The organism is Chryseobacterium sp. OV279, from assembly GCF_900128945.1.
In the GTDB taxonomy this organism is placed as follows: Bacteria; Bacteroidota; Bacteroidia; order Flavobacteriales; family Weeksellaceae; genus Chryseobacterium.
In genome coordinates this window covers 465,003-489,482 of record NZ_FQUD01000004.1, presented here as the reverse complement: position 1 = coordinate 489,482, position 24,480 = coordinate 465,003, and the positions used below count along the sequence as shown (strand labels likewise).

Genomic DNA, 24,480 nt, shown 5'->3' with positions numbered 1-24,480 from the left:
TTATATAATCTGCTTTTTCATTATTTCAAAGGTTTTATACTGATCGCAAATCCTCCACCCGGAGCCACTTTTATTTTCAGTTTAGACCCTGAGTTGATGATCTGTTTAGAAATTTCATAGCTTTTAGGGTTATGATTCCAGCTTGCGTTTTTTCCATCCCTATAGATAACCGCTTCAAATTTTTCTCCTTTTGGTAAAAATGATACATCCACGGTAGCCTCTCTTGGGTTTTCGTCGGTAATACTCCCTACAAACCATTCATTCTTATTCCTAGCTTTTCTCGCTATCGTAATATAATCTCCGGGTTCCGCCTCAAGAATATATGAAGCATCCCAATCTACTGCAACATCTTTGATAAACTGGAAGGCATCCGGATATTTTTTATAGTTCTGAATTAAATCTGCAGCCATTTGAAGCGGACTGTACATCGTGACATACAATGCCAACTGTTTGGTCAATGTAGTACTTAATTGAGCTTTATTGTTTCCATATGTAGACAAATCTCCTTCAAATATACCCGGTGTATAATCCATAGGACCGCCTATCAGTCGGGTAAAAGGTAAGATCGTTGTATGATCGGGGCGGTTTCCGTTAAATGACTCGAATTCTGTTCCCCGTGCAGACTCCTGAGCAATCCAGTTAGGAAAAGTTCTATGGAGCCCGGTTGGTCTTACCGCTTCGTGCGAATTGACCATAATATGATATTGGGCAGCCGTTTCTGTCACATATTTATAGTGATTCACCATCCATTGGCTGTCATGATGTTCACTTCTGGGAATCATAGGACCTACATAGCCTGTCTTTACGGCATCATACCCATTATCTTTCATAAACTGAAAGCTTTCTTTAAGCTGACGTTCATAATCAACGACTGACGATGTTGTTTCGTGATGCATGATGATCTTCACCTTTTTACTTTTGGCATAATCATGAAGTTCTTTAACATCAAAATCCGGATATGCTTTTGTAAAACTGTAAATACGTTCTTTCCTGTACGCCTGATTATCTTCCCATCCTTCATTCCATCCTTCTACCAGAACAGCATCGAATCCGTTCTCTGCAGCAAAATCAATATATTCCTTAACGTGTTTTGTATTGGCTCCATGTCTGCCATTGGGCTTCAGGGTTCTGTAATCAGTCTCTCCGATCCTGATATCCTGATTGTCAGAATAGGCCCACGTAGAACCGCCTCCGGTGAAATATTCCCACCAGACTCCTATATATTTCGTAGGCTTGATCCAGGAAGTATCCTTTATTCTGCTGGGCTCATTAAGATTCACAATAAGATTGGAAGATAGAATTTTCTTTGCATCACTGCTAATAATCATCGTACGCCAAGGACTTACAGAACCTGTCTGGATAAAGCCTTTATCTCCGTTTTTATCGGGCGTTAAAGCAGAAGATAAAATAAAATTATTCTCATCAACATTCAAAGTCATAGCAGCGAAATTGACCAAAGCTGCTTCATGAATATTGATATACAGCCCATCCTGAGATTTCAGCATCAATGGAGTCTGCACCGCCAGATCCTTACTCGGAGCTTTTGCGGCTAATGATTCTTTTCGAACGTCATCAATCAATTTGGAAATTTCCGACAGTTTAGAAGTCGTTACCGGAAACTCGTTTGTATCGTAATCTGCAGGAATCCAAAAGGCTTTATAATCTTTCCCTAAATTGAAACTGGTCAATTCATTGTTTATAGTAAAATGCCTCAGCTCAGGCTGAACCGGAAATTCATACCGGAAACCCAGACCATCATCGAAAAGCCTGAACCTGATATCAAGTTTCCATCCCGTTTTATTCTGAACTAAATGGACCAGCATTTCATTGTAATGGTTCACGACTTCCCTGTTGGGTCCCCACACCGGTTTCCAGCTTTCATTAAAAGAAGACTGCTCTACAGCCTCTACCTTAAATTCTGAAAAGTAAGACATGGAGGGTTTTAAAATAAATCCCAGCTTACTGTCCTTTAAAACCTGCTTATCTTTATAATGCAGCGAATAGAACGGAATACCTTCTCGTTCCACTTTAAAGTTCAGTTTGAATTGGCCGTCAGGAGATGAAAAAGACTGTCCGCTAGTGATTACTACAATCAGGACACTTACACAAAAGCATAATAATTTTTTATTCATACGGTTTACTGTTAAAAAAAACTCTGTCCATCATTCTCTCAGGTGGAGAAGTGACGGACAGAGTCTGATATACTTATTTTAGAATTATCTTCCGAAATCGTCCTGTACTCTTACAATATCGTCTTCGTCAGAGGGATGGGAAGCATCGGTATGCTGCCAGATTTCAGCAACTACGCCCCAGCCTTCAAGTCCTATCAGCCTGTGTCTTTCACCCTGCTGAAGCTTGATCTGATCTGTTGGATGGTATTCTTTCAACTCGCCTTCTTCATCGGTATTGCTTGTCTTGATCCCAACGGTACCTTCCACTACCTGCCAGATTTCAGCTCTGCGGTGATGGTACTGCCAGCTTAGACGGGCATTTGGGGCCACCAAAAGGATTTTAGGGCTCAGCTTTCCGCCTATTTTCAAGCTTTCTACATCGATTCCGTCAAAATACTGATTGGCAAAATCCTGAGCCTGATTTTCATCAATCACGAAAAAGCCACCCCATGGTCTTGTATCATCTTTTGCCGCAATAGTGAAACCCTGGGTTTCCAGCATTTTTGTTACTTTCTCAAATATTTCTGTTTTCTCTGCATTCATAATGTATTCCTGTTCTAAAATTATTTTCAAATATAAAGTTTGTTGATCATTATTCCTTCGACATGGAGTATGGAAAATCCTTTTCCTGCGAGCCTCTTTCCTTGTTTGGCTTGCTGTCCATTTGGAATTCCAGTACGGCTCCATTCATCAGTTCTTTGTGACTGAGCCAGTTTTTTGAATAAGACCGAAGATTTACGTTTAACGATTTAACATATAGATTTTCAGCACTGTTGGCTGGTGCTTTTATTTCAATTTTCTTACCATTTTCCAGATGAATCACTGCTTCTTTGAAAAGCGGCGCTCCCAAAACATACTGATCTGTAGCCGGTGTTACCGGATAAAATCCTAAGGCTGAGAATACATACCATGCGGAAGTCTGTCCGTTATCTTCATCGCCACAATATCCGTCCGGTGTTGCATAATAAAGCTTATCCATCACGTGTCTTGTCCAGTACTGCGTTTTGTACGGCGCTCCGGCGTAGTTGTATAGATAGATCATATGCTGAATTGGCTGGTTTCCGTGAGCATATTGTCCCATATTCATAATCTGCATTTCGCGGATTTCGTGGATGACGCTTCCATAATAACTGTCGTCAAAAACCGGCGGAAGGGAAAATACCTCATCCAGTTTGGCTTCAAATTTCTTTTTGCCACCCATTAATTTAGACAAACCATTGATGTCTTGGAAAACCGACCAGGTATAATGCCAGCTGTTTCCTTCTGTAAAGGCATCGCCCCATTTAAACGGATTGAATGGCGACTGAAATTTTCCGTCTTTATTTTTACCACGCATTAAACCTGTTTCCGGGTCAAATACATTTTTATAGTTATCTGCTCTTTTTTTATAAATATCAATTTCTGAAGCAGGTTTTCCTAATGCTTTTCCCAACTGATAAATGGCGAAATCATCGTAAGCGTATTCCAGCGTTCTGGCAGCATTTTCATTAATTTTCACATCATAAGGAACGTAGCCTAAAGTATTATAATATTCCACTCCTCTACGGCCTACTGCATCTATCGGTCCTTCGTTATTGGCTCCATGTTTTACAGCCTGCCAAAGGGTTTCCACATCATATCCGCGAAGTCCTTTGATGTAGGCATCTGCTACTACAGAAGCTGAATTATTTCCGATCATAATGTCAGAATATCCTGGACTGCTCCACTCCGGAAGAAATCCTCCTTCCTTGAATGTATTGGCCAAACCTTCCTGCATTTCTACATTGATGCTTGGATAAACCAGATTCAGGAAAGGATACAAAGCTCTGAAAGTATCCCAAAAACCTGTTCCTGCAAACATTTTCCCATCGAGAATTTTTCCGTTGTAAGGGCTCCAGTGTTTTACTTTGTTGTCTGCATCTATTTCGTATAATTTCTGAGGAAAAAACAATGTTCTGTACAGAGAGGAATAAAATGTTCTCATCTGTTGATCTGTTCCTCCTTTCACTTCTATTCTGCCTAAAGTTTTATTCCAGATATTTTTAGCATCTGCTTTTACCTGTTCAAAATTTCTGCCTGCGATTTCTCTTTTCAGATTGAGTTCTGCCTGCTCGAAGCTGATGAACGAAGAAGCTGTTCTTGCATAAACACTTTCTTTATTTTTGAGTTTAAATCCAACAATTGCTCCTGCGTGATCGCTTGTAATTTCCAACTGGTTTTTCACAAAAACGCTGTCTTTCCAGGTCGTCGTTAAATCAAAATCTTTATCAAACTGAATGACAAAATAGTTCTTGAAATTACTGTATTTCCCTCTGGAATACTTTGTGGTGTACCCAAGGATTTTTCGTTCTTTAGGAATAATTTTAATATAGGATCCTTTGTTTAAAGCATCAATCACCACATAGGCACTGTCTGTTTTAGGGAAATCAAATTTGAAGAAAGCAGCTCTTTCCGTTGGGGTAAGCTCTGTCGTTACATTGATATCCGCCAGATAAACGCTGTAACTGTAAGGTTTTGCATTCTCTGCTTTATGGCTGAACCAGCTTGCCCGTTCTTCCTCCTTAAATTTTAGTTTACCGACTCCCGGCATGATGGCAAAAGCACCGTAATCATTCATCCATGGAGATGGCTGGTGGGTCTGCTTAAATCCTTTAATCTTGTCTGCATCGTAGGTATACGCCCATCCGTCACCCATTTTTCCGGTTTGTGGCGTCCATAGGTTCATTCCCCATGGAAGTCCTATGGCAGGATAAGTATTCCCATTGGACAGCGATGGCTTGGATTGGGTTCCCATTAAAGGGTTGACATAATCCGCAGGCGATATTCCCTGGCCCAGTGCAAAGATAGTGAGTACAATAAAAAAAGTTGAAAATAAAGACTTCATGATATCGTTTTGTTAATTTATCTGTTGCTTTTCTTCAAAGCATAACCTGCAGCACCCAGAATGGCCGCATCTTCAAAAATAGCGGAAATTTTAATAGGAAGCTTGATTTTATGCTCTTCCAGATGCTGATTTAACCTCTTCTTAAAATAGGGATAGACTTTTGCAATATTTCCGCCTATGACCAAAACTTCAGGACTGTAGTTTCTGACATACTGTACAATGAAGTCTGCAAAAGAATCTGCATAGTCATCAAAGATTTTCTTCTGGATGTCTTCCGGCTGGTCCAACAGGTCTTTCGTACCTGATATTTCTCCACCGGTTAAAGCTTTATAATGATTCACGAACCAGCGAGTGGCAAGGTAATCTTCACAGATAGAATCTTTGAAAGGTGAATCCCACAAATCTTCATCTGAGGCTACTTCTCCATTATAAAAAGCCGTTCCCAAACCTGTTCCCAGAGTAACTCCAAAAACTTTACGGTAATCCCGTACGCAGCCTCCGAAAACCTCTCCTTCGAGAAAAGCTCCGGCATCATTCACAAAATAAATCTGATCGGATGAAATGGCAAGTCTTTCAATCAGTTCCTGTTTAATATTGACCTGATACATATCGATAAATTTTCCCTGCTGCATCAGCGAGATTCCGTTTTCATAATCAAAAGGACCGGGCATCGCTATACCGATGAGAAGTTCACTTTTAACCAAATCATGGGTCACTTTTTCAATGGCAGAGATCCAGGCAGAAAAAATAGTTTCCTTCGCCCCGAAAGAATACACATGTTCTCTCACATATGTAGAACTGATGATTTCGCGCTTCTCCGGATCCACCTGCGCCATGGTAATATGCGAACCGCCAATGTCTATTCCTACTATATTTTGCATTCTTTTATGATATTTTTTTTCTTTCGTCAGATACTAGATTTCAGACGTCAGATATCAGACTGTTGTGCTAAGATCTAAAACGATATTATTAAATAATCTGAGTAGTTATTAACCATGTCAAGGTTTTGAACCTTGACATGGTTAATATAATTCCCGCCCTTCTTTTTCAGTCTTATCATCTCAACTTTCTTACTTCTATCTAATGTCTGACACCTTTTCTCTTTATTCTTTATTCTTTTCTCTTATCCCGAATATTACTTATCAATACTCTTTTTTCTATTAAAACAGACAGACAAGAAAGCCTGTTGGCTCCCTGTCTGCCCATCATAAAATCCCCTAATTTATTTTTACTTTTTATACGCCTAATGAGGATTACTTTTTTATTCTACAATCACTTTTCCGGAAGATGGTGTCTTGCTGTCTTTTGACTGTATGGTATAGATATAGGTTCCTGCAGATAAATTCTGGCTGCTGATTACCATATCATTTTTATCAATTTTCTTACTTACTATTAATTTTCCTGCCATATCATATAACGTGATTTCACTGGCAGATTTGTCTTTGATGGTAAAATGGATGTCATTTCCTTTTTTAACCGGGTTTGGATACACATAACCTACCTTATTTTTTTCCGAAGAAATATCCTGTGTTGACAGCGCAGTACAGGCTACATCTGTTCTCCAGTTCGTATTGGTCATATTGGTCAGCGTTGCAAAGTGCGTGTTTGCGGTAGCATCCAAAGCTCCGTTTCCGCTGCCTTCATTCATTCTCCAGTTCGCTTCAAGATTCGGTGAATTGGCCGGAACACCGCAGTTGTTGGCAAGAAGTTCCGTTGGAGTTAATGCTCTTTTCCATACTCTGAATTCGTCTAAGAATCCATTAAGGGTTCTGCCGTTCTCATAGTTTCTCGCCAGATAAAGAATACCGTTTGCGGTGAAATTACCTGTTGCAGCAACACTCGCATCCAGAACTCCATTAACATAGATTTTCATCGCAGAACCATCATAAGTAGCGGCTATGTGATACCATGTATTGGTGTTAAATGTGCTCACAGAATTCAATTTTATCTGAGAAGTTCCAAAGCTTAATATGAACTGCAGTTTATTACTCGCCAAATTTCCATCTCCAAACCTCAGCATTGCAGAATTACTGTCCCCTACTTCAATACCCATTACGGATGAGATATAAGGAAAATTGGGTTTGAATGCATTTACTTTCACCCATCCTTCGAAGGTCACAGCATTTCCGCTAAGGTTAAACTGTCCTGCATTCAGATAATTTGTGCTTCCATTGAACGAAAGTGATCTTGCACCAGGGCTCTGTACAGGAGCAAATCCACTGTTGAACGTTGATTCCCCTGAATATGTGCTCGTCGTTGTCCCTCCACATACAGCCTGTACTTTCCAGACATAGCTTGTATTTTCGGTTAAAGCCGGCAGTGTGTAAGAATTAGTAGCAACATTAGGGACATCAGTCCAGGTCGTTGCTGCAGATGTTTTATACTGTACATTGTAAGAAGTAGCAGTTCCTACGGCATCCCAGGATAATTTAGTTGTAGTTCCCAGGTAGCTTTCGGACTTCATGCCTGACGGCGTTCCGCATGTACTTCCTGAATTAAAACGGGGAGCAAACAGATAAGTACTTTTTATAGTTGCCGAACAGTTAGACTGTATTCTCCAGTCATATTCAGTATTCAGGGTAAGATTGTTGATGATGGTATTATTTCCGGACAAATTGGTCGCCACATTCACCCAGGTTGTTGAACTGGCTGGTTTGTAATCAATATTATAAGTCTGGGAAGCATTACCCGTCCAGTTTAATTTCGCTGAAGTTCCTGTAGTATTCGTTACTTCAAGTCCTAAAGGCGGATCGCAGGCATCACCCTGAGTCCAGGAATACAACTGGCCGCTAAGCAAAGTATTTTCACCGTACAGAATATTAGATCCCGTACTCAGGTAGCTAGCATTGTTCGCTGCATTAAGATCATACCACATAAATACTCCGTACCCATCATTTATGGTATTGGTAGCAAGCGTCGTAAGTGTTGCAGGAGACGTTGACTGTGGATTGCTGTTCTGAATCCAGGTAGCCGCGGCTGATAGTTTGGAATTGGTAAGTGGCGGTACTGAAGGAGCGCTATACGTCCCGTAATACGGATTCCAGGCATAATTGATATAATTTCCGGCTGCATCGCCATTGTAACTCTGTCTTGATATCGCCGGACCAATATAATAAAAAGTGATCAGCTTATCCGGCATGGCTAATTTGAGTTCTTGCAGAAGCATCACAAAAGAACTGTTGTTCGGCTGTCCTGTTCCGTTATTTCCATAGCCTGCATATTCATCATCCAGATCTACTCCGTCTAAACCGTAAGTGTAGACCGTGTGAGCAATCTGTTGTGCAAAATCACGGGCCGCTTCACGATTCGGGAAATTGGAAATACCTGCTCCCTGATGGTTTCCCAAGATATCGAGTAACACTTTAATTCCTTTTTGCTGTAAAGGTCTTACGTAAGTATTGACGTCATTCAATACTTTGGTTACATTGTTATTATTGGAAATATAAGCTCTGCTTTTTGAAACATCATAGTTGATGTTGGCTGCAAAAATAATGGCAACGTCAAAAAGCTGTCTGTTCGTGTTCTGTAAAGTATAAGATCCTGCATTCAGCATATTGCTGTTATTCACTTCCACATAGCATACGCCCAAAGGATTGAGCTGCTGTGCATGAAGTCCGGATGCCGCTTGAATGACCAGAGCGATCAGGGCAGTAAGAATGGATTTTTTTTTCATAGTCTATAAGTTTTAATGGCAGATAAAATCATCGGGCCGAAGCCCAATGACTGTTTTTTTATTTTATAATTAATTTTTCTGTCTGTTTCAAGCTACTATCCTGAGATTCGAACTGAATGATATAATTCCCCATCGAAAGCTTCGACAAATCATACGCGTGATCTCCGGCCTGCAGTATTTTGGTTTCCACAACACCTCCATTAAAATTATAAACCGATAATTTTCCTCTGTTATATTCTTCAGGAACAGAAACCGTAAGCGGTGACGATGCACTCACAGGATTTGGGTACAATCTGATCTGTTTTTTAGCTGACGTTAGTTCTGAACCTGTTGTTTTTTGATTTTTAGCATTTGCCGAAGCCTTCTGACTTCCTGCCGGACATGGAATATCTGTTGCCCAGTTGGAAGCATCCACACCTGTCAGCGTTAATGCCAATCCGTTTCCCGAACTGTCCTGAACTGATGAACCGCTCCCTTCATTAAACTTCCAGTACGCAGCAAGAGATGTAGCTGGCAGTGTTACATTACACATATTCTGACTGATTTCTGTCTGAGTTAATGCTCTTTTCCAAACTCTGACCTCATCTACTTTACCATTGAAATTCCTGGATGTATTGTATAAATATCCCACATTGAAAGCTCCGTTGGAAGCAACATTTCCGGTTTGGGATTTGGTAGCATCAAGAACGCCATTGATATAAATCTTCATAGCAGAACCGTCATACGTTGCAGCAACGTGATACCAGGTGTTGGCATTTAATGCTGTAACTGACGCCAGTTTTTGCTGAACATTATTGATACTTACCACAAACTGAAGCTTGTTGTTGGCAAGACTTGCATCTCCAAGTCTTAAAAATGCTGAATTGCTGTCGCTCACCTCTGTTCCCATTACAGAAGAAATGTAAGGAGCTGCTGATTTGAAAGACGACGGTTTGATCCAGCCTTCAAAAGATAATGCCGAACCGTTTAAATTCATACTTCCTGCCGAGCCGGATTCACTGGTACCATCCAATAAAAGAGAGTTTGATCCTGACGGAATTGTCCCGCCTACACTTTTGAATCTCGGAGCAAAAATATAAGTACTTTTCACGCTGCAGTTCGTTCTGATTCTCCAGTCATACTCTGAATTGGCTGTCAATCCTGATATGGTAACGGATGTAGCAGCCGTTGCCGTTGCTGCATTAGTCCATGTGGTAGCTGAAGCTAATTTATAATCTACATCATAGGTATTGGTTCCTACCGCTGACCAGTTCAGTTTTGCCCCTGTTCCGGTAAGGTTGCTGGTGAATAATCCGATTGGGGCATCACAATTGGCTCCAGCCGTCCATGACTGCAAAGGAGTGCTTAAAACCGTCTGTTGTCCGTATAAAGTTTGTGTTCCTGCAGAAAGCTGTGCGGTTTCATTGGTTCCGTGAAGGTCATACCAAAGGAAAAGTCCGTATCCACCGGTTTTGGTTTGGCTGGCTAAACTTGTTGTTGTAGAATTGGAAGTATTTCCCATCCAGACTGCTGCAGGAGAAATCTGTGCTTTCGTAAGAGGAGGAACATTGGGTGCAGAAAACGTTCCGTACATGGCGTTCCAGCTGTAATTGATAAAGTCGCCCACTCTTAATCCGTTCCAGGAAAGTTTTGAGGCTGCAGGACCATAATAATAAAAGGAAATGATTTTATCGGGAAGCAATGCTCTCAATTCCTGAACCAGCATCACAAAAGAGCTGTCATTGGGCTGGCCTGTTCCGTTTTGTCCGTAATCTGAGTATTCATCATCAAAATCGATTCCATCCAGACCGTAAGTATTTACCGTATGAGCGAGCTGCTGTGCAAAATCACGCGCTGCCTCACGGGTTGGAAAATTACAGAATCCTGCTCCCTGATGATTTCCAAGAATCGTTAAAACCACTTTCATGCCTTTATCCTGAAGCGGTTTTATATATGTACTGGCATTGGTGAGCACTTTGGTTACATTGTTATTATTGCTCAGATAGGCTCTTCCGCGGACAGCATCATAATTAATATTGGCAGCGAAAATATTCACTACATTAAACAGATAATTCCCTGAAGTCTGCAGCTTATAGGCTCCGGCATTCAGGATATTATTGTTATTCACCTCCACATAGCATATTCCCGTAGGATTAAGCTGCTGTGCACTGAGCACAGGCATCGCATGGATGATCATGAGGATCAAAGTAGTAATGGCTTTTTTCATAATGTTTTTTTTAAGTTATTTTGATGTATTTATATCTATTCATTCTCTTCCAAAAAAGAAGAAAAATGATCAGTTAATGCCTGAGAATTTCATAAGGTTTTCCCTCAATGAATTCTTTGTAAAACACTGCAACTAAAAAAACGGGAATAAAGGGCATGCTGCCGCCTTCTGCAAATATCGAGTCTAAGTCAGTAAATCCTGATTCTCGTTAAAGGTTTTCCATAACAGTTCTCCGAATAATGTATTGGCCCATGCAAACCATTCTCTGGTGAACTTTTTATCATTGTCTTTATGGAAGGACTCATGCATAAAGCCTGTTCCTCCATGGGTTTTCTGTAAAGTATCTATACACCATTTGATTTCCTTTCTGTCTTTCGTAGTAAGGGCTTTCATAATGATGCTCATTGGCCAGATCATATCAAGACCGATGTGCGGTCCACCGATTCCTTCTGCCAGTTTTCCTTTGAAAAAGAAAGGATTGTCTTCTGACCAAACGTAATTTCTGGTATTTATATAAACCGGATCATCGGCTTTTACAGCACCCAGATAAGGAAGGCCTAAAAGGCTTGGACAATTGGCATCATCCATTAAATTATAACTTCCGAATCCATTGGTTTCGAAAGCATAAATCTTTCCATATTGAGGATGATTGTAGATTCCGTATTTCTTGATGGCCGCGTCTACCTCATCAGCCAGACTGTTCAGCTGCTGAGCCAGTGCTTTTTCATTTTTGATCTGCGAAACCATTTCTGCTGCCTGACGTAAACTCACGACTGCAAATAAATTGGAAGGAATAAGGAAAGCATAGATGGTAGCATCATCGCTCGGACGGAACATAGAATTGATCAATCCTACAGGTTTTGTCGGATAACCGTAACCTCCCATTGGAATTCCATCTGTAGCCCAGGCCGTCGTACGCTCAAACTGGTAAGGGCCCAAACCTGTTTTTCTCTGCTGCTCTATGAAAGTCTGTAAGGTCAGTTTAATTCCCTGCAGCCAATTGTTATCAAAAGGTGTCGTATCTCCGGTAGTTTTCCAGAAGTGGTAAGCCAGACGGATTGGATAGCACAGTGAATCAATCTCCCATTTTCTTTCGTGGGTTCCGGGTTTCATATCCGTATGATCGTATTCTTTCCATTTGCTTATTTTATTGTTATCGTTATAAAAAGCATTTGCATAAGGATCCTTCAGGATGAATTCGGTTTGTTTGTGAATCACTCCGGATATCAGCTTGTGAAGTTTTTCATCCTTCTTTGAGAACTGCAGGTATGGGAAAACCTGTGCAGAACTGTCGCGAAGCCACATAGCATCAATATCTCCAGTAATCACATAAGTGTCCGGAGTTCCATTAATTTCTTTATAAAAAACGGTGGTATCTAAAGTATTGGGAAAGCAGTTTTCAAAAAGCCATGACAGCTCTTTATTCTTCACTTTCTTTTTAAAAGCTTCAATTGCACTTTCTACCGCTTCACTCGTAAAATGTCTTTTATCTTTCGGAACGCGGACTACAGGGAAATTTTCTACGCTCAACGTTTTTGCGAAAACATTTTGAGTAAACATCAATCCTGCTCCTGCCAGTGCACTTGTCTTTATAAATTTTCTCCTTTCCATTATACTTTTATATTTCGTTATTTTTTTGATCTATTTTACAGGCTTACTTCCCATCACAAATTTCAGTTCGCCACCATTCATAATATCGCTGTGATTGATTTCCCAGCTTTTGAATTCTTTTCCGTTCAGGAACATTTTCTGAACGTAGATATTTTTATCCGAGATCTTCTCTGCAATGACTGTGAAGGTTTTTCCATTTTCCAGTTTTAAGGCTACTTTCGGAAACTGTGGTGCACCAATGGCGTATACAGGTTTTCCGGGAGTCACCGGATAGAATCCTAATGAAGAGAAAATATACCATGCAGACATCTGACCGCAGTCTTCATTATTGACAATACCGTCTGGTTTTGCTGCGTACATGTTATCGCGAATGAATTTGATCATTTTCTGGGTTTTGTAAGGAGCTCCTGCGTAGTTGTACAGGTAAGGAACATGATGTCCCGGCTCGTCACCGAATCCCAGAGAACCGATGAATCCTGAAATATCTACATGCTGCTCACCGATCATTTTAAGTTCTTCGGTAAAGGTTTTATCCAGTTTTTCTTCAAATCCTTTTTTTCCTCCGTATAAATTCATCATTTCATCGATCTGATGAGGAACGAAGAAATCGTAAGCCCATATATTTCCGGACACCCAGTGCGGCTGAAGTTTTTTCCAGTCGTTGAGCGTAAAATCAGCCAGGAATTCTCCGTTTTTCTGTCTTGGCCAGAAATGTTTATTTTCTTTGTTAAACGTATTAAGGAAGCTCATGGAACGTTTTTTATACACTTCTGCTTCGTCTTTTTTACCTAATTTTTCAGCAAGCTGCTGAATGCACCAGTCGTCATACGCATATTCCAGCGTTGCAGAAACTGAAGCTCCGTTTTCTGATGGGGTGTAGCCTAATTTAATATAATCATTAAGGCCTCCTCCGCCATCGCTGCTGCTCATTTTGTCTGTTAAAGAAGCATCTTTCATCGCTGCAAATGCTTTCTCATTATCAATTCCCGGCACGCCTTTGGAAATCGCGTCCCAGATCACCGACACACTGTGGTAACCGAGCATACAGAAGTTATCGTATCCACACAATTCCCAGATAGGCATATGATCTTTACGGTCTGTGTATCTGCTGATCAGAGAGTTGGCGAATTCTTTTGTATGTTTCTGATCCATAATGGTCAGCAAAGGGTGAGTTGCTCTGAAACCATCCCAGTAGGAATATGTACTGTAGTTGGTAAACCATTTGGTGTTCATGTTTTCCTGAGCAGCGACATAATCTCCATTGGTATCCATATACAGATTAGGTGCAATGAATGTATGATACACTCCGGTATAGAAGATTTTTCTTTGATCATCCGTACCGCCGGTCACCTGGAATCTGTTGATAAGATCTCTCCATGTATTCTGAGCTGTTTCTTTAGCCTGTGCAAAATTTACATTCTTAGCTTCGGCATCAAAGTTTTCCTGAGCACCTTCCGTACTTACGGGCGATAAGGAAACTTTTACTTCAATGCTTTCATTCTCTTCAGTTGAAAATCTCACGAAAGCTTTGGCATCTTTAGCAAGAGCAATTTTTTCGTTCTCTTTTAATTTTCCTTCAGAATAAGTTCCGTAAGATTTAAACGGTTTTGAAAATTCCATTACGAAATAAGCAAAACGTTTTCCGCCCCAACCGTTGCTGTAGCAGTATCCTTTGATCTTATTGTTTCCTTCTATGCTTACCAGTGTATGGTAAATATTTCCGAAGATTTTATTAGTAGGATCAATGATGACATTGGCTTCCTCACTCTTTGGGAACGTATATTTATGGAAACCTACTCTCGGAGAAGCAGTCAGCTCGGCTTTAATTCCGTAGCTGTCCAACATCACGGAATAATATCCCGGTGAAGCGGTTTCTCTTTCGTGACTGAATGTAGAACGATAGCCACTTTCCGGTTTATCTTCCGAGCCCGGCAGCATCTTTATTTTCCCGACGGTTGGCATTACTAAAATATCTCCAAGATCTGCCCAGCCTGTTCCGCTGAGATGATTATGACTGAATCCCATAATGGTTTTACTGCTGTAATGATACCCTGAACACCAGTCCCAGTCGCCACTTTTGGTATTCTGATCCGGGCTGAGCTGGATCATTCCAAAAGGTGTAGTTGCTCCGGGAAAGGTATGGCCGTGCCCTCCTGTTCCTATGAAAGGATCTACCCATGAAAGGACATCATCCTTCCGTTGCTGGGCGTTTCCAACGTGAGAAAACAGGATCATTGATAAAAATATAAGCAGTTCTTTTTTCATAATCATAATAGGGAAATCTTAAAAATTTCTCAAGATAGGAGTTTATTTAACAATATAAAAACCGAAACAATGATTTCAACGAGCAGGAAAATAAAGTTGACCGGCATATTCTTTATATTTTGAATCAGCTTACAGCGAATTCTTTTTCATAAAATCAATAATTTCAGAAATATATCCAAACGCTATGGCCACAACGGTATCCGCTGCTCCATAATATACGGTTACCTTATCTCCTTCTGAAAGGGCAGCACACGGGAACACCACATTGGGAATATCTCCCGTAAGTTCATACAGTTCTGCCGGAGCCAGTAAATAAGGTTTCGTTCTGTACAGTACTTTCGACGGATCTTCAAGGTCCAGCAGCGATGCTCCCATAGAATAACGGAACCCTCTGCAGGTATTGATTACTCCATGATAAAAAAGCAGCCATCCTTCATCCGTTTTAATCGGAACAGGCCCTGCCCCTATCTTTGTACACTGCCACGCACTGTCTTCAAAAGGTGCTACTTTCATTACGCAACGGTGCTCGCCCCAGTATTTCATATCCGGGCTGTAGCTGATGTAGATATCTCCGAAAGGTGTATGTCCGTTATCACTCGGTCTGCTCAGCATGGCATATTTACCGTCTATTTTCTCAGGGAAAAGAACTCCGTTTCTGTTGAAAGGAAGGAATGCATTTTCGCACTGAAAGAATTCTTTAAAATCAAAAGTATAGGCTATTCCGATAGTCGGGCCATGATATCCGTTACACCATGTAATCCAGTAGCGGTCTTCTATAAAGGCAACACGGGGGTCGTATTTATAGTCAGATTCTATCATTTCAGTATTTCCGGCTTTCATATCAATAGGATCATGATTGATCTCCCAATTGATCCCATCCTTACTGAAACCTGCAAAAATATTCATCTGCACGGCTTTATTATCGCAACGGAAAACTCCCGCGAACCCATCTTCAAAAGGAACCACCGCACTGTTAAAAATGCTGTTGGACGTAGGTATTGCATATCTGTTGATAATCGGATTTGCAGAGTAACGCCACATGATATCCCGGCTGTCTTCCGGACGATCCTGCCAAGGGATCTTTGCTGGTTGAAATGTCATAAAGTATTTTTACTTTTATTTAATATGTTTAATAAATGATTTAGTGTTCTTTCGGCTGATCAGGATAAGAGAAAGGAACGAGTAATGTCACGACAAAAGCCGGTATGGTAGCGATGAGTACCCAGATAAAGAACATTTTGTATCCTATCCAGTCACTGATCATTCCGCTGAACATTCCGGGAATCATTACCCCAAGATTCATAATCCCGGTTGCAAAAGCATAATGAGCCGTTTTATGTTCACCCGGTGCGATCTGCTGCATGATGTAAAGCATCAGCCCTACAAAACCGAATCCGTAACCAAAATATTCCACCACCACGGCAATTCCTACCGGAAGCAGTTCTGTCGGCTGGAAATAAGCCAGTAATGCATAGACTACAAATGGAATATTAAAGGCCGAACACAGCCATATCAACGATCTTTTCAGTCCTCTGGCGGCAATGAAATAACCGGCCAGTACAGATCCTAAAATAAATGCCGCTGAACCGTAGGTCCCATAAATAAGTCCAATCTCTGAGGTAGACAATCCCAGTCCGCCTGAAGTTCTAGGAGCTTTGAAAAATAAAGGGGCAATTTTGATCGCAAATCCTTCCGCAAAACGGTAGAGGATAATGAAGAGGACGGCCCACATGATGTTTTTCTTTTTGAAGAAAGAAATGATCACTTCCAACAGCTCTTTACGAACGTTTCCAGCTTTTCTGGTTTCTTTTTCCTGTTTATTTTCTTTCGGTAAAACAGCGTAATGATAAATAGCCAGCAAAAAAAACAGAAGGCCATAAATCCCCATGATGATCATCCAGGCATTGACCACTCCTTTTGTTTTTTCTAAAACGCCGGCAAAATAAACCAGAACTCCGCTGCTTATGATTTTGGCCAGATTATAGAAAGCTCCCTGCCAGCCAATGTATTTTGCCTGTTCTTTGTTCGTTAAAAAATTGATATAGGTCCCGTCTGCAGCAATGTCATGCGTGGCGCCACAAAATGCAACCACCGCAAAAAGAGCAATGCTGTATTTGAAAAAATTCGGCAAAGGAAGCGTTAAGGCGACCAAAGCAAACAGAATTCCTATAGCAAACTGAGTGGCAACAACAAAGAACTTTTTAGTCTTATAAATCTCCAGAAAAGGACTCCAGAGAGGTTTTAAGGTCCAGGAAAACATAATAAGCGCTGTCCAGAATGTAATTTTGGAATCTGACACACCCATATCCTTATACATAATTCCGGAAACCGCATTAATGGTCACAAAGGGTATTCCCATTGCAAAATATAATGTGGAGATCCAGAAGATCGGCTTTACTGAGCGAGTTTCAGACTTATTATTTCCCATATTCAAATTAAAATAGTAAAGAAAAGAGGACCTCTCAAAAGTGGCATTCCGGATTGAAACGAAACTAAAATTGAAGAATTCTGAAACAAACGTTTTAAGAAATTTCTCCTTCCGGAATGAAAAAAACCAAATTAAATCTGACTTTTGAGATGGCCTCTCTATCTTTATCTTTGATCTGCTTAAAATTATTACTTTTTATCCCACCACAGCTTGGTGCCTCCGTTGTCAGGACCACCTAATTGCTGAACTGCCTGTGCGTAATTAAAAGTTGAATTTTTGGTATCATTGGTGAACGGAACTCTTCTGATCATCTGATCTGTATTGATTAATCCGCCACTATCATTTTTTCTGACTTTGAATAAAACCGGATATCCTGTTCTTCTCTGTTCTGTCCATGCTTCAGGACCATCCGGATAAAGAGCCAGCCATTTTTGAGTGATAATTCTTTCCAGTTTCTTTTCGTTAGAATCACCACTGTTCCAGGCAATTGTAATTGTACTTAATTGTGAATCCCCGGCAAGTACATTATTTTCTGCATTTTTAGGGTCAATATAAGGAGCTTCTGTAGAAACACCATCGGCAAGATAAGTAGCAACGTCAGAGCTTTTACCCCATTCCCCAAAGGATTGGCTGACACCCGCCTGATAATTGGCTTGTATATCGCCTGCCCCTGAATAACCTCTCAAGGCTGCTTCAGCTTTTAGAAACCAAGTTTCAGCAGCCGTAAACAGTTTGAACTTTCCATTTACACCGGAAAAATAATCTCCGCTGGCAGCTCTTGCTGCGGGTTGAGAATAACCACCGTATGTCGGTTGTCCATTTATTAAATTAATCCCTTGACGTATTCCTATGTATTGTCCTTTAACCGCATTATCAGTTGCCGGGTTGGCATACGCAGGAAGTCTTGGATCCTTGAAACCATTCATATAAGCCATGATGGGTGCCCCTATAGAACAGTCACCCCACGAATAGATAATAAAACTTAATTCGTGCTGCCCAACACTGATCAATGCATTGTCTGCATTATCAGATATCAATCCTGCGGATGATGCCAGCGCTTCTTCAGCATATTGTTTTGATTTTGCGGGATCAGCATAACTCATACGCAACGCAAACCTCAGTTTAAGAGAGTTGGCCAATTTTGCCCATTTGGCTATATCTCCACCATAAATCAAGTCTGATTTTTTCACAACACTCTTATCTTCTACGTTCTGTGTTGCTGAAGTATTTTGTACTTTTTGCAAATCAGCAATGGCAACGGTAAGATCATGAATAAAATTGTTGTAAGCGTCCTGCTGAGAATCGAAATCTGTAATACCGTTTGCATTAGGCGTGTCATATTTGCTGTATACTACGGGTCCGTGACGATCTGAAACTCTTGATGCTGTAAGAATTTTTAATACTTTTTTCATCGCAAAAGTTGCTGTGAAATCTATCCCGGCATAGTTGAATTTTGCAGCATTATCAATGACAATAGAATTATTAAAAACATCCCTCTGTCTTGCAATGATTCTATTGTTCCAGCCATCCATCATTAAATAAGTAAGATTATTTGTTCCCCCATTAAATTGTGATGCTGTACTGAACATTCCACTATACATATCTGCATTGAGGTTGGTCGCTAGCTGATAATCTGCCTGAAAACCTCTTTGTATGGCTTTCATAGGATCTACAATGGCTGTATAATCTGCATAAAAATTTTCCGGACCTCCCACTTTTTGCTGATTAAAGTCTTCAAAGTCTCCGATACAACTGGAGGCGGAAAAAAACACGGCTACTCCAAGTATATAAGTTTTAATATTAATTATTTTCATTTCAGTATTGTATATTTAGAAGTTAGCTTTTAATGATAATCCTATAGATCTGGTAATTGGTATACCAAAAGAATCCACTCCTACACCACCAGGTGTGTTTCCTGAAACCTGTTCAGGATCAAACGGTGCTTTTTTATAAAAGAAAAATAGATTTGTTCCCACTATACTTACAGTTGCATTTCTCAGGTAACTGGATTTAATATCAAAAGTATATGATATAGATGCCTGGCGCAGTCTTACCGTTGTTGCACTGTACATATAGGCTTCATCAATTCCTGCTCCTTCCTGGTTCGCTCCTACAGTTTTGTAATAAGCCTTAGCATCGGTTAGCCCTGTGTATGCAGCTCCTGCATTCGGAGTTCCCGGTGCATATACCGCGTTCGGGATAGCTACTCCGCCTGCATCTCTGGCAGAAGCACTGTTCTGACTTACCCCAAGCAGATCATTCGCTTTTTCTGTAAGAGACAGAACTTTTCCACCAAATTTCCCATCAACCAGAAAAGAAATTCCCAATTTTCCAATGTTAAAAGAGTTACCAAACCCTAACATAAATTTAGGATTCGGATTACCTAAATACCCTAGGTTTTTATCTGCCATAGGTTTTCCATCAGCATCAACTAAAATTCTCCCCTGGTCATCTCTTAGAAATTTAATACCGTATATGTCTCCGAATGATCCGCCCAATTTAAGTTTCGTATAAGCGCCACCACCTGTAAGTGCAAGAAGTTGATTTTCCGGAACACTTATGCTGGATGGAAATAATTCTACAATTTTATTTTTGTTGGTAGACCCATTTAAATTAGCCGTCCAGCCGAATTTTTCTGAATCAAATATTTTATAGGACAGAGAAGATTCAAAACCTGTATTTTGTATTTTCCCGGCATTTACATAATAGGAACCTGATGGTAAACCTCCTAAGTTAGAAGAAATATCAAGTGCCAAAAGCTGGTTGCTAGCATTTGAATTGTAATACGTGATGTCAAAACTTAAACGGTTTTTAAACAATCTTAATTCAGTACCCGCTTCAAAAGTTTTATTGAGTTCCGGCTTTACAAATAATTCCTTGAAAGCAGGATCTGTCACAAGTGAGTATTTAGGTTTTACAATCTGACCAGCATCCACGTTATATCCGTAAACAGTATCATATGGATTGGTTGCAGTTGTTAAATTGGCAGGCAATCCTAATCCTACGGTAGCGTAAGATCCTCTTATTTTCCAAAAATTAATGGTTTCAGGCAGTTTGAAGATGGAGGATAATACAGCATTAACCCCTACAGATTCATAATCGTACCCGTTAGTTCCTGTTAAAGCCAATGTAGAATCCCAATCATTTCTAAAGGTCATATCTACATAAACCATATTCTTATAACCCAAAGATGCACTTGCAAAAACCGACTGTATTTGTTTTTTTGTACTGTAGCTTATATTGTGAAACCCATCTCCTACGCTCCTGTCTACATTCCACAGCAGATTACTGGTGGTAAACAAATTCGGAATCGCCAAATAAGCATTATCAATTTCAGTTACTCTATTTCGTGAGGTATTAATACTTCCCCCAACTGTAAAATCTAATGAAATATCTTCGCTCAATTTTGGACTCCCTACTAATAAGACATCACCATAAGTAGAAGAGTTTTCGTATTTGTTTTGAAGAAGTCTTCCATTAATTCCGTTACTCGTAATAAGATTTGGATCTGAATAGGCTGAGACCCCTCTTTGGCTATCCGTAATATTCCAACTATAGTTCCCTCTTACCCTTGCAGATAACCACGGATTGATCTGATAGGCCAGGGATACAGCGGTATACGTGTTTTTGTTATTAACAGTAACTCTATCTCTGTTTAATATCCAATAAGGGTTTTGGGTTGCAGGATTTCCGTTGAATTTTCCGTCTGGTCCTATAGCCCACCAATTCTGAGCAGGTAATAATCTCGATTTATCTATATAAGAATAGTTACTATTATTGTATTGATCAAAATCTACTCCTCTCGGTAACCAATATAAACTGACTAGAGGTGAAAAAGAAATACCGGGAGTCTGTCTGTTGATGCTGTTTTGTAAAGAGCCAATAAAATTAGCATCCAACGTTAACTTATCATTCAGATATTTGCTGGAATTTCTGAAAGAAACATTGTATTGATCGAAATAAGAAGAAGGAATAATCCCTTTATTAGTCGTATTTCCTATAGAGAAATAATTCGTTGATTTTTCAGTTCCTGACTGGAAAGAAAGGCTGTTCACCCATGTCGTTCCATTTTGCAGGAAATCCTTTAGGTGATCCTTAGAAGTACCTTTTGCCCCCCAACTTTCATTGGAAACACCAGGAGTTTGACCAGAAACTGCAGGATCATAAGAAAGATAGCTATGTTGCAGCTTGGGAAGACTATAGGCCTGATCTACCGTCAGACTGGTATTGTAAGTTATAGAACTTCTACCCAATTTTCCTTTTTTAGTGGTAATCAGTATAACCCCATTACCACCCATAGAACCATAAAGAGCTGAAGCAGAAGCCCCTTTTAAGAAGTTCATGCTTTCAATATCATCCGGATTGATGGAGCTTAAAACATCTCCTGCATCCGGCATTGTAGAATACTGGCTGGCTTCCGCGGACTTTCCAACCCCGTTAATAATCGGTATGCCATCTATTACATACAGTGGCTGGCTGCTGTTGGCGGATTTATTTCCTCTCATTAAAACCCTCACCGAACTTCCTACACCATTAGTTCTATTGATCTGTACGTTGGAAACTTTTCCACTGATAGAGTTTAAAAAATTGGGCGTTTTCACTTCCGTCAGTTCATCTCCACCAATTTGCTGGCTGGAGTAAGTAAGGGAGCGAGCCTGCCTTTTAATCCCCAAAGAGGTCACCACCACCTCTTCTATTTTAGTTGTATTAGCGGTATCTGCCTTTTTAGTTTCCTGTGCGTAAGCAGACAAAGAAAAAACTAATAAAACCGGTATAACAGTTTTTCTCATAAGGTTAGTTTTATTAAGATTTATTTGAGAATCAACGACATCCCTTTAAATATTGGTAACTGTATAAAACATTATTTATCTTCTTTTTTCCGCAACATTCTGTTCTATACTCATCAAATAATTAAAGTTTTGTTAAGATTTAATTCATATTAGCAAATCTAAATTTTGTTAACAGCTGGATATAATGTTATTTTATCATAAAACGATATTATTTATTCAGGTGTTTTTAAAACATCCTATTTACCCTCTGATTTGCAGTAAAATAGACCATTTTACAACTTAGTGCCTTTCAGTCCTTCATATGACACTTTTTTAACACTTTTTGATTAAAATGCATCTGATATTCATAAAAAAATCCGGATAAAAGTATCCGGATTATGAGTATATAAACAATGTATTTCCTTAATTTAAAAAGTGTTACTCTATTTTCTTCACGCCTTTAAAGAGCTCTTTAAACTCAGTAGGCGTCGTTTTTTTAATAGATTTAAAAACTTTGTTGAAATTGGCAATATTATTAAAACCAGCTTCAAAAGCAGTCTCAAAAACGGTCAAATTCTTCTCCATGAGCCACCGTGCGGCATAGCTGATCCTTATTTCGTTCAGATAATTCACAAAAGTCTTACCCGTTCTTTTTTTGATGAATCTGTTAAAAGTAACACTGCTCATATTAATCAGAGAGGCTGCATCATGAAGTGTAATTTTACTTTCAAAATTCTTATGCACAAAATCGTGTACAATTTTCATTTTGTCATTATCTGCAAAGGTTTCCGATTCTATGCTGTACGAGGACAGAAGCGTTTTATCTTCGGCAATGGCCAGTTCATTCAGAATTTTCATGATCTCAATGAATGACTCAAAACTGTTCATTTTGGATAAATTGAAAAAGGAGTCTTTAAGCTTTTCCGCCGTTTCCTGAGAAAAAAGAATGCCCCGGATCGAGTCCTTCATCAGGTTACTGATGGGTTTCAGAATATTTTTATCCATCATCGACTGATTAAAAAAATCCTGATTGAACTGCACCGTAATCTCATGGGTTTTCCGGTTTTTGCACTTATGGTTGGCCCAGCAGTGCGGAAGATTCGGACCGACCAACACCAGTTCGATGTCACCGATTTCTCCTGTGTGGTCCCCGATCATCCGGCGGTATCCCTTTCCTTTGCTGATAAAATTGATCTCTATTTCCGGGTGATAATGATATGGGAAATCAAAAGATGCCTTTATCCGGTCAAACACAAGAAAACTGTCCTCGGGAGATAATGGCGTTATTTCTCTCAAAATATTTTCTAGCTTACTCATCTAATCTTTGAAGAAATTAAAGTTATAATTCAATACAGTACGTTTTTGCAAAATTGATAAAAAACCAATCAACTAATATATAATTTTTATTTTTTCTATGTTTTTGATTAAAAAACTGAAACGAAAACTGAAAATAAGCCCTGAAATGGATAAAAGAATCCCTGTTAACCTTATGAAATCCAGTCATCAGAAAACAGGTTTCTATTTATTAATACTGCCAAAACCTTCTTTTTTGTATCTTTAAGCTAAAGTAATTGTATGCAGCAGCAGCTTATTTTTGAAGATCACTACAAAAAACTCGGGCTCGAACTATTCTCTCAGAACAATCTGGAGAAGATCAATGGAACTCAATTCAGATATGATATCAAAATCCTTTTCATTCCGGAAGGCTATGAACTCACTGTAGATTTTAATCATTATCAGGTATCAAAACCTACTCTATTCTTTCTCACCAGCCAACATTTGAAAATAGAAAAAGGACTGGAGGAATCTATGCTTCTGTATTATAACCGTGATTTTTACTGCATCCAGATTCATGACAAAGAAGTAGCCTGTGACGGGCTTCTTTTCCATAATGTATTTGAAATTCCTTTCGTGGAGCTTACCGATTCGGAAACTTCCGACATTAAAAATTTATTCCAGCATATAAAAGATGAGCTTCAATGGAAAGATTCTTCTGCTGAGGAAATGATCCGCACGTATGTAAAACAGATCATCATCCGTGCGACCAGAAACTGGAAAAAGCAGCATCTTAATAATGATACGGTGAAAATTCCGGGCACTGAACTGGATGTCTTCAGAGATTTCAGCAGGTATCTGGAAATTCATTTCAGGGAAAAACATAATGTTGCAGATTATGCGGAACTCCTTCATATGGCTCCGAAAACATTAACGCATAAATTTAAAAGCCTGAATATAGAATCTCCCAACCAGTTGATCATCAACAGAATTTTACTGGAAGCGAAAAGACTTCTTTTCTACACTGATAAACCCGTGAAAGAAATCGCGTATGATCTTGGTTATGAGGATCCGGCTTATTTCAACCGGCTTTTTACCAACAAAACGGGAAGCACACCCGCCAATTTCAAGAAAAACTACCCGTCGGGAAAAAAGTACAATATTTAAGTCTTTTTATCTATTGAATCCGACTTCCGGCCACTCTATCTTTGTATCATCA

Annotated in this window: 14 protein-coding genes; 1 reads left to right on the top strand and 13 read right to left on the bottom strand. The window is 39.7% G+C overall.

Annotated features, from left to right (window positions below; translation table 11 throughout):
• Positions 1–20: 20 nt before the first annotated feature.
• From BUA72_RS19255 to BUA72_RS19195, 13 genes are all read right to left on the bottom strand, one after another.
• Positions 21–2,132, bottom strand: coding sequence for a glycoside hydrolase family 97 protein (locus tag BUA72_RS19255; RefSeq protein ID WP_072924642.1), 2,112 nt, complete (start codon positions 2,130–2,132; stop codon positions 21–23).
• 84 nt (positions 2,133–2,216) lie between these two features.
• Positions 2,217–2,744, bottom strand: a complete 528-nt coding sequence (locus BUA72_RS19250) for a cupin domain-containing protein (protein ID WP_228407922.1) — start codon at positions 2,742–2,744, stop codon at positions 2,217–2,219.
• Positions 2,745–2,763: 19 nt separating this feature from the next.
• The gene (locus tag BUA72_RS19245; RefSeq protein WP_072924639.1) at positions 2,764–5,034 is read right to left on the bottom strand and encodes a GH92 family glycosyl hydrolase; all 2,271 of its coding nucleotides are present in this window, start codon (positions 5,032–5,034) and stop codon (positions 2,764–2,766) included.
• Between the two features lie 17 nt (positions 5,035–5,051).
• A complete protein-coding gene (locus BUA72_RS19240) occupies positions 5,052–5,915 on the bottom strand; it encodes an ROK family protein (RefSeq protein WP_072924637.1) in 864 nt (287 codons plus the stop codon).
• A gap of 380 nt (positions 5,916–6,295) precedes the next feature.
• Positions 6,296–8,707 carry an endo-beta-N-acetylglucosaminidase H gene (locus BUA72_RS19235; protein ID WP_072924636.1) on the bottom strand — a complete coding sequence of 804 codons (2,412 nt, stop codon included), beginning with the start codon at positions 8,705–8,707 and terminating at the stop codon, positions 6,296–6,298.
• Positions 8,708–8,765: 58 nt separating this feature from the next.
• Positions 8,766–10,913, bottom strand: a complete 2,148-nt coding sequence (locus BUA72_RS19230) for an endo-beta-N-acetylglucosaminidase H (RefSeq protein WP_083544253.1) — start codon at positions 10,911–10,913, stop codon at positions 8,766–8,768.
• Between the two features lie 183 nt (positions 10,914–11,096).
• Entirely contained in the window at positions 11,097–12,524 is a 1,428-nt protein-coding gene (locus tag BUA72_RS19225) for a glycoside hydrolase family 125 protein (protein WP_047450841.1), read from the bottom strand.
• Positions 12,525–12,554: 30 nt separating this feature from the next.
• Positions 12,555–14,789 carry a GH92 family glycosyl hydrolase gene (locus BUA72_RS19220; RefSeq protein ID WP_072925054.1) on the bottom strand — a complete coding sequence of 745 codons (2,235 nt, stop codon included), beginning with the start codon at positions 14,787–14,789 and terminating at the stop codon, positions 12,555–12,557.
• A 129-nt stretch (positions 14,790–14,918) separates the two neighbouring features.
• Positions 14,919–15,890 carry a glycoside hydrolase family 130 protein gene (locus BUA72_RS19215; RefSeq protein WP_034724069.1) on the bottom strand — a complete coding sequence of 324 codons (972 nt, stop codon included), beginning with the start codon at positions 15,888–15,890 and terminating at the stop codon, positions 14,919–14,921.
• Between the two features lie 40 nt (positions 15,891–15,930).
• Positions 15,931–17,217 (bottom strand): MFS transporter, encoded by a 1,287-nt coding sequence (locus tag BUA72_RS19210; protein ID WP_072924633.1) that lies wholly within the window; start codon positions 17,215–17,217, stop codon positions 15,931–15,933.
• Positions 17,218–17,405: 188 nt separating this feature from the next.
• Positions 17,406–19,031, bottom strand: coding sequence for a SusD/RagB family nutrient-binding outer membrane lipoprotein (locus BUA72_RS19205; protein WP_072924631.1), 1,626 nt, complete (start codon positions 19,029–19,031; stop codon positions 17,406–17,408).
• Positions 19,032–19,046: 15 nt separating this feature from the next.
• Positions 19,047–22,007, bottom strand: a complete 2,961-nt coding sequence (locus BUA72_RS19200) for a SusC/RagA family TonB-linked outer membrane protein (RefSeq protein WP_083544252.1) — start codon at positions 22,005–22,007, stop codon at positions 19,047–19,049.
• A gap of 417 nt (positions 22,008–22,424) precedes the next feature.
• Complete coding sequence (locus BUA72_RS19195) at positions 22,425–23,303, bottom strand: AraC family transcriptional regulator (protein WP_034724073.1); 879 nt, start codon at positions 23,301–23,303, stop codon at positions 22,425–22,427.
• A 258-nt stretch (positions 23,304–23,561) separates the two neighbouring features.
• Between BUA72_RS19195 and BUA72_RS19190 the strand changes: the two genes are divergently transcribed.
• Positions 23,562–24,428, top strand: a complete 867-nt coding sequence (locus tag BUA72_RS19190; RefSeq protein WP_072924630.1) for a helix-turn-helix domain-containing protein — start codon at positions 23,562–23,564, stop codon at positions 24,426–24,428.
• The last annotated feature ends 52 nt before the right edge of the window (positions 24,429–24,480 follow it).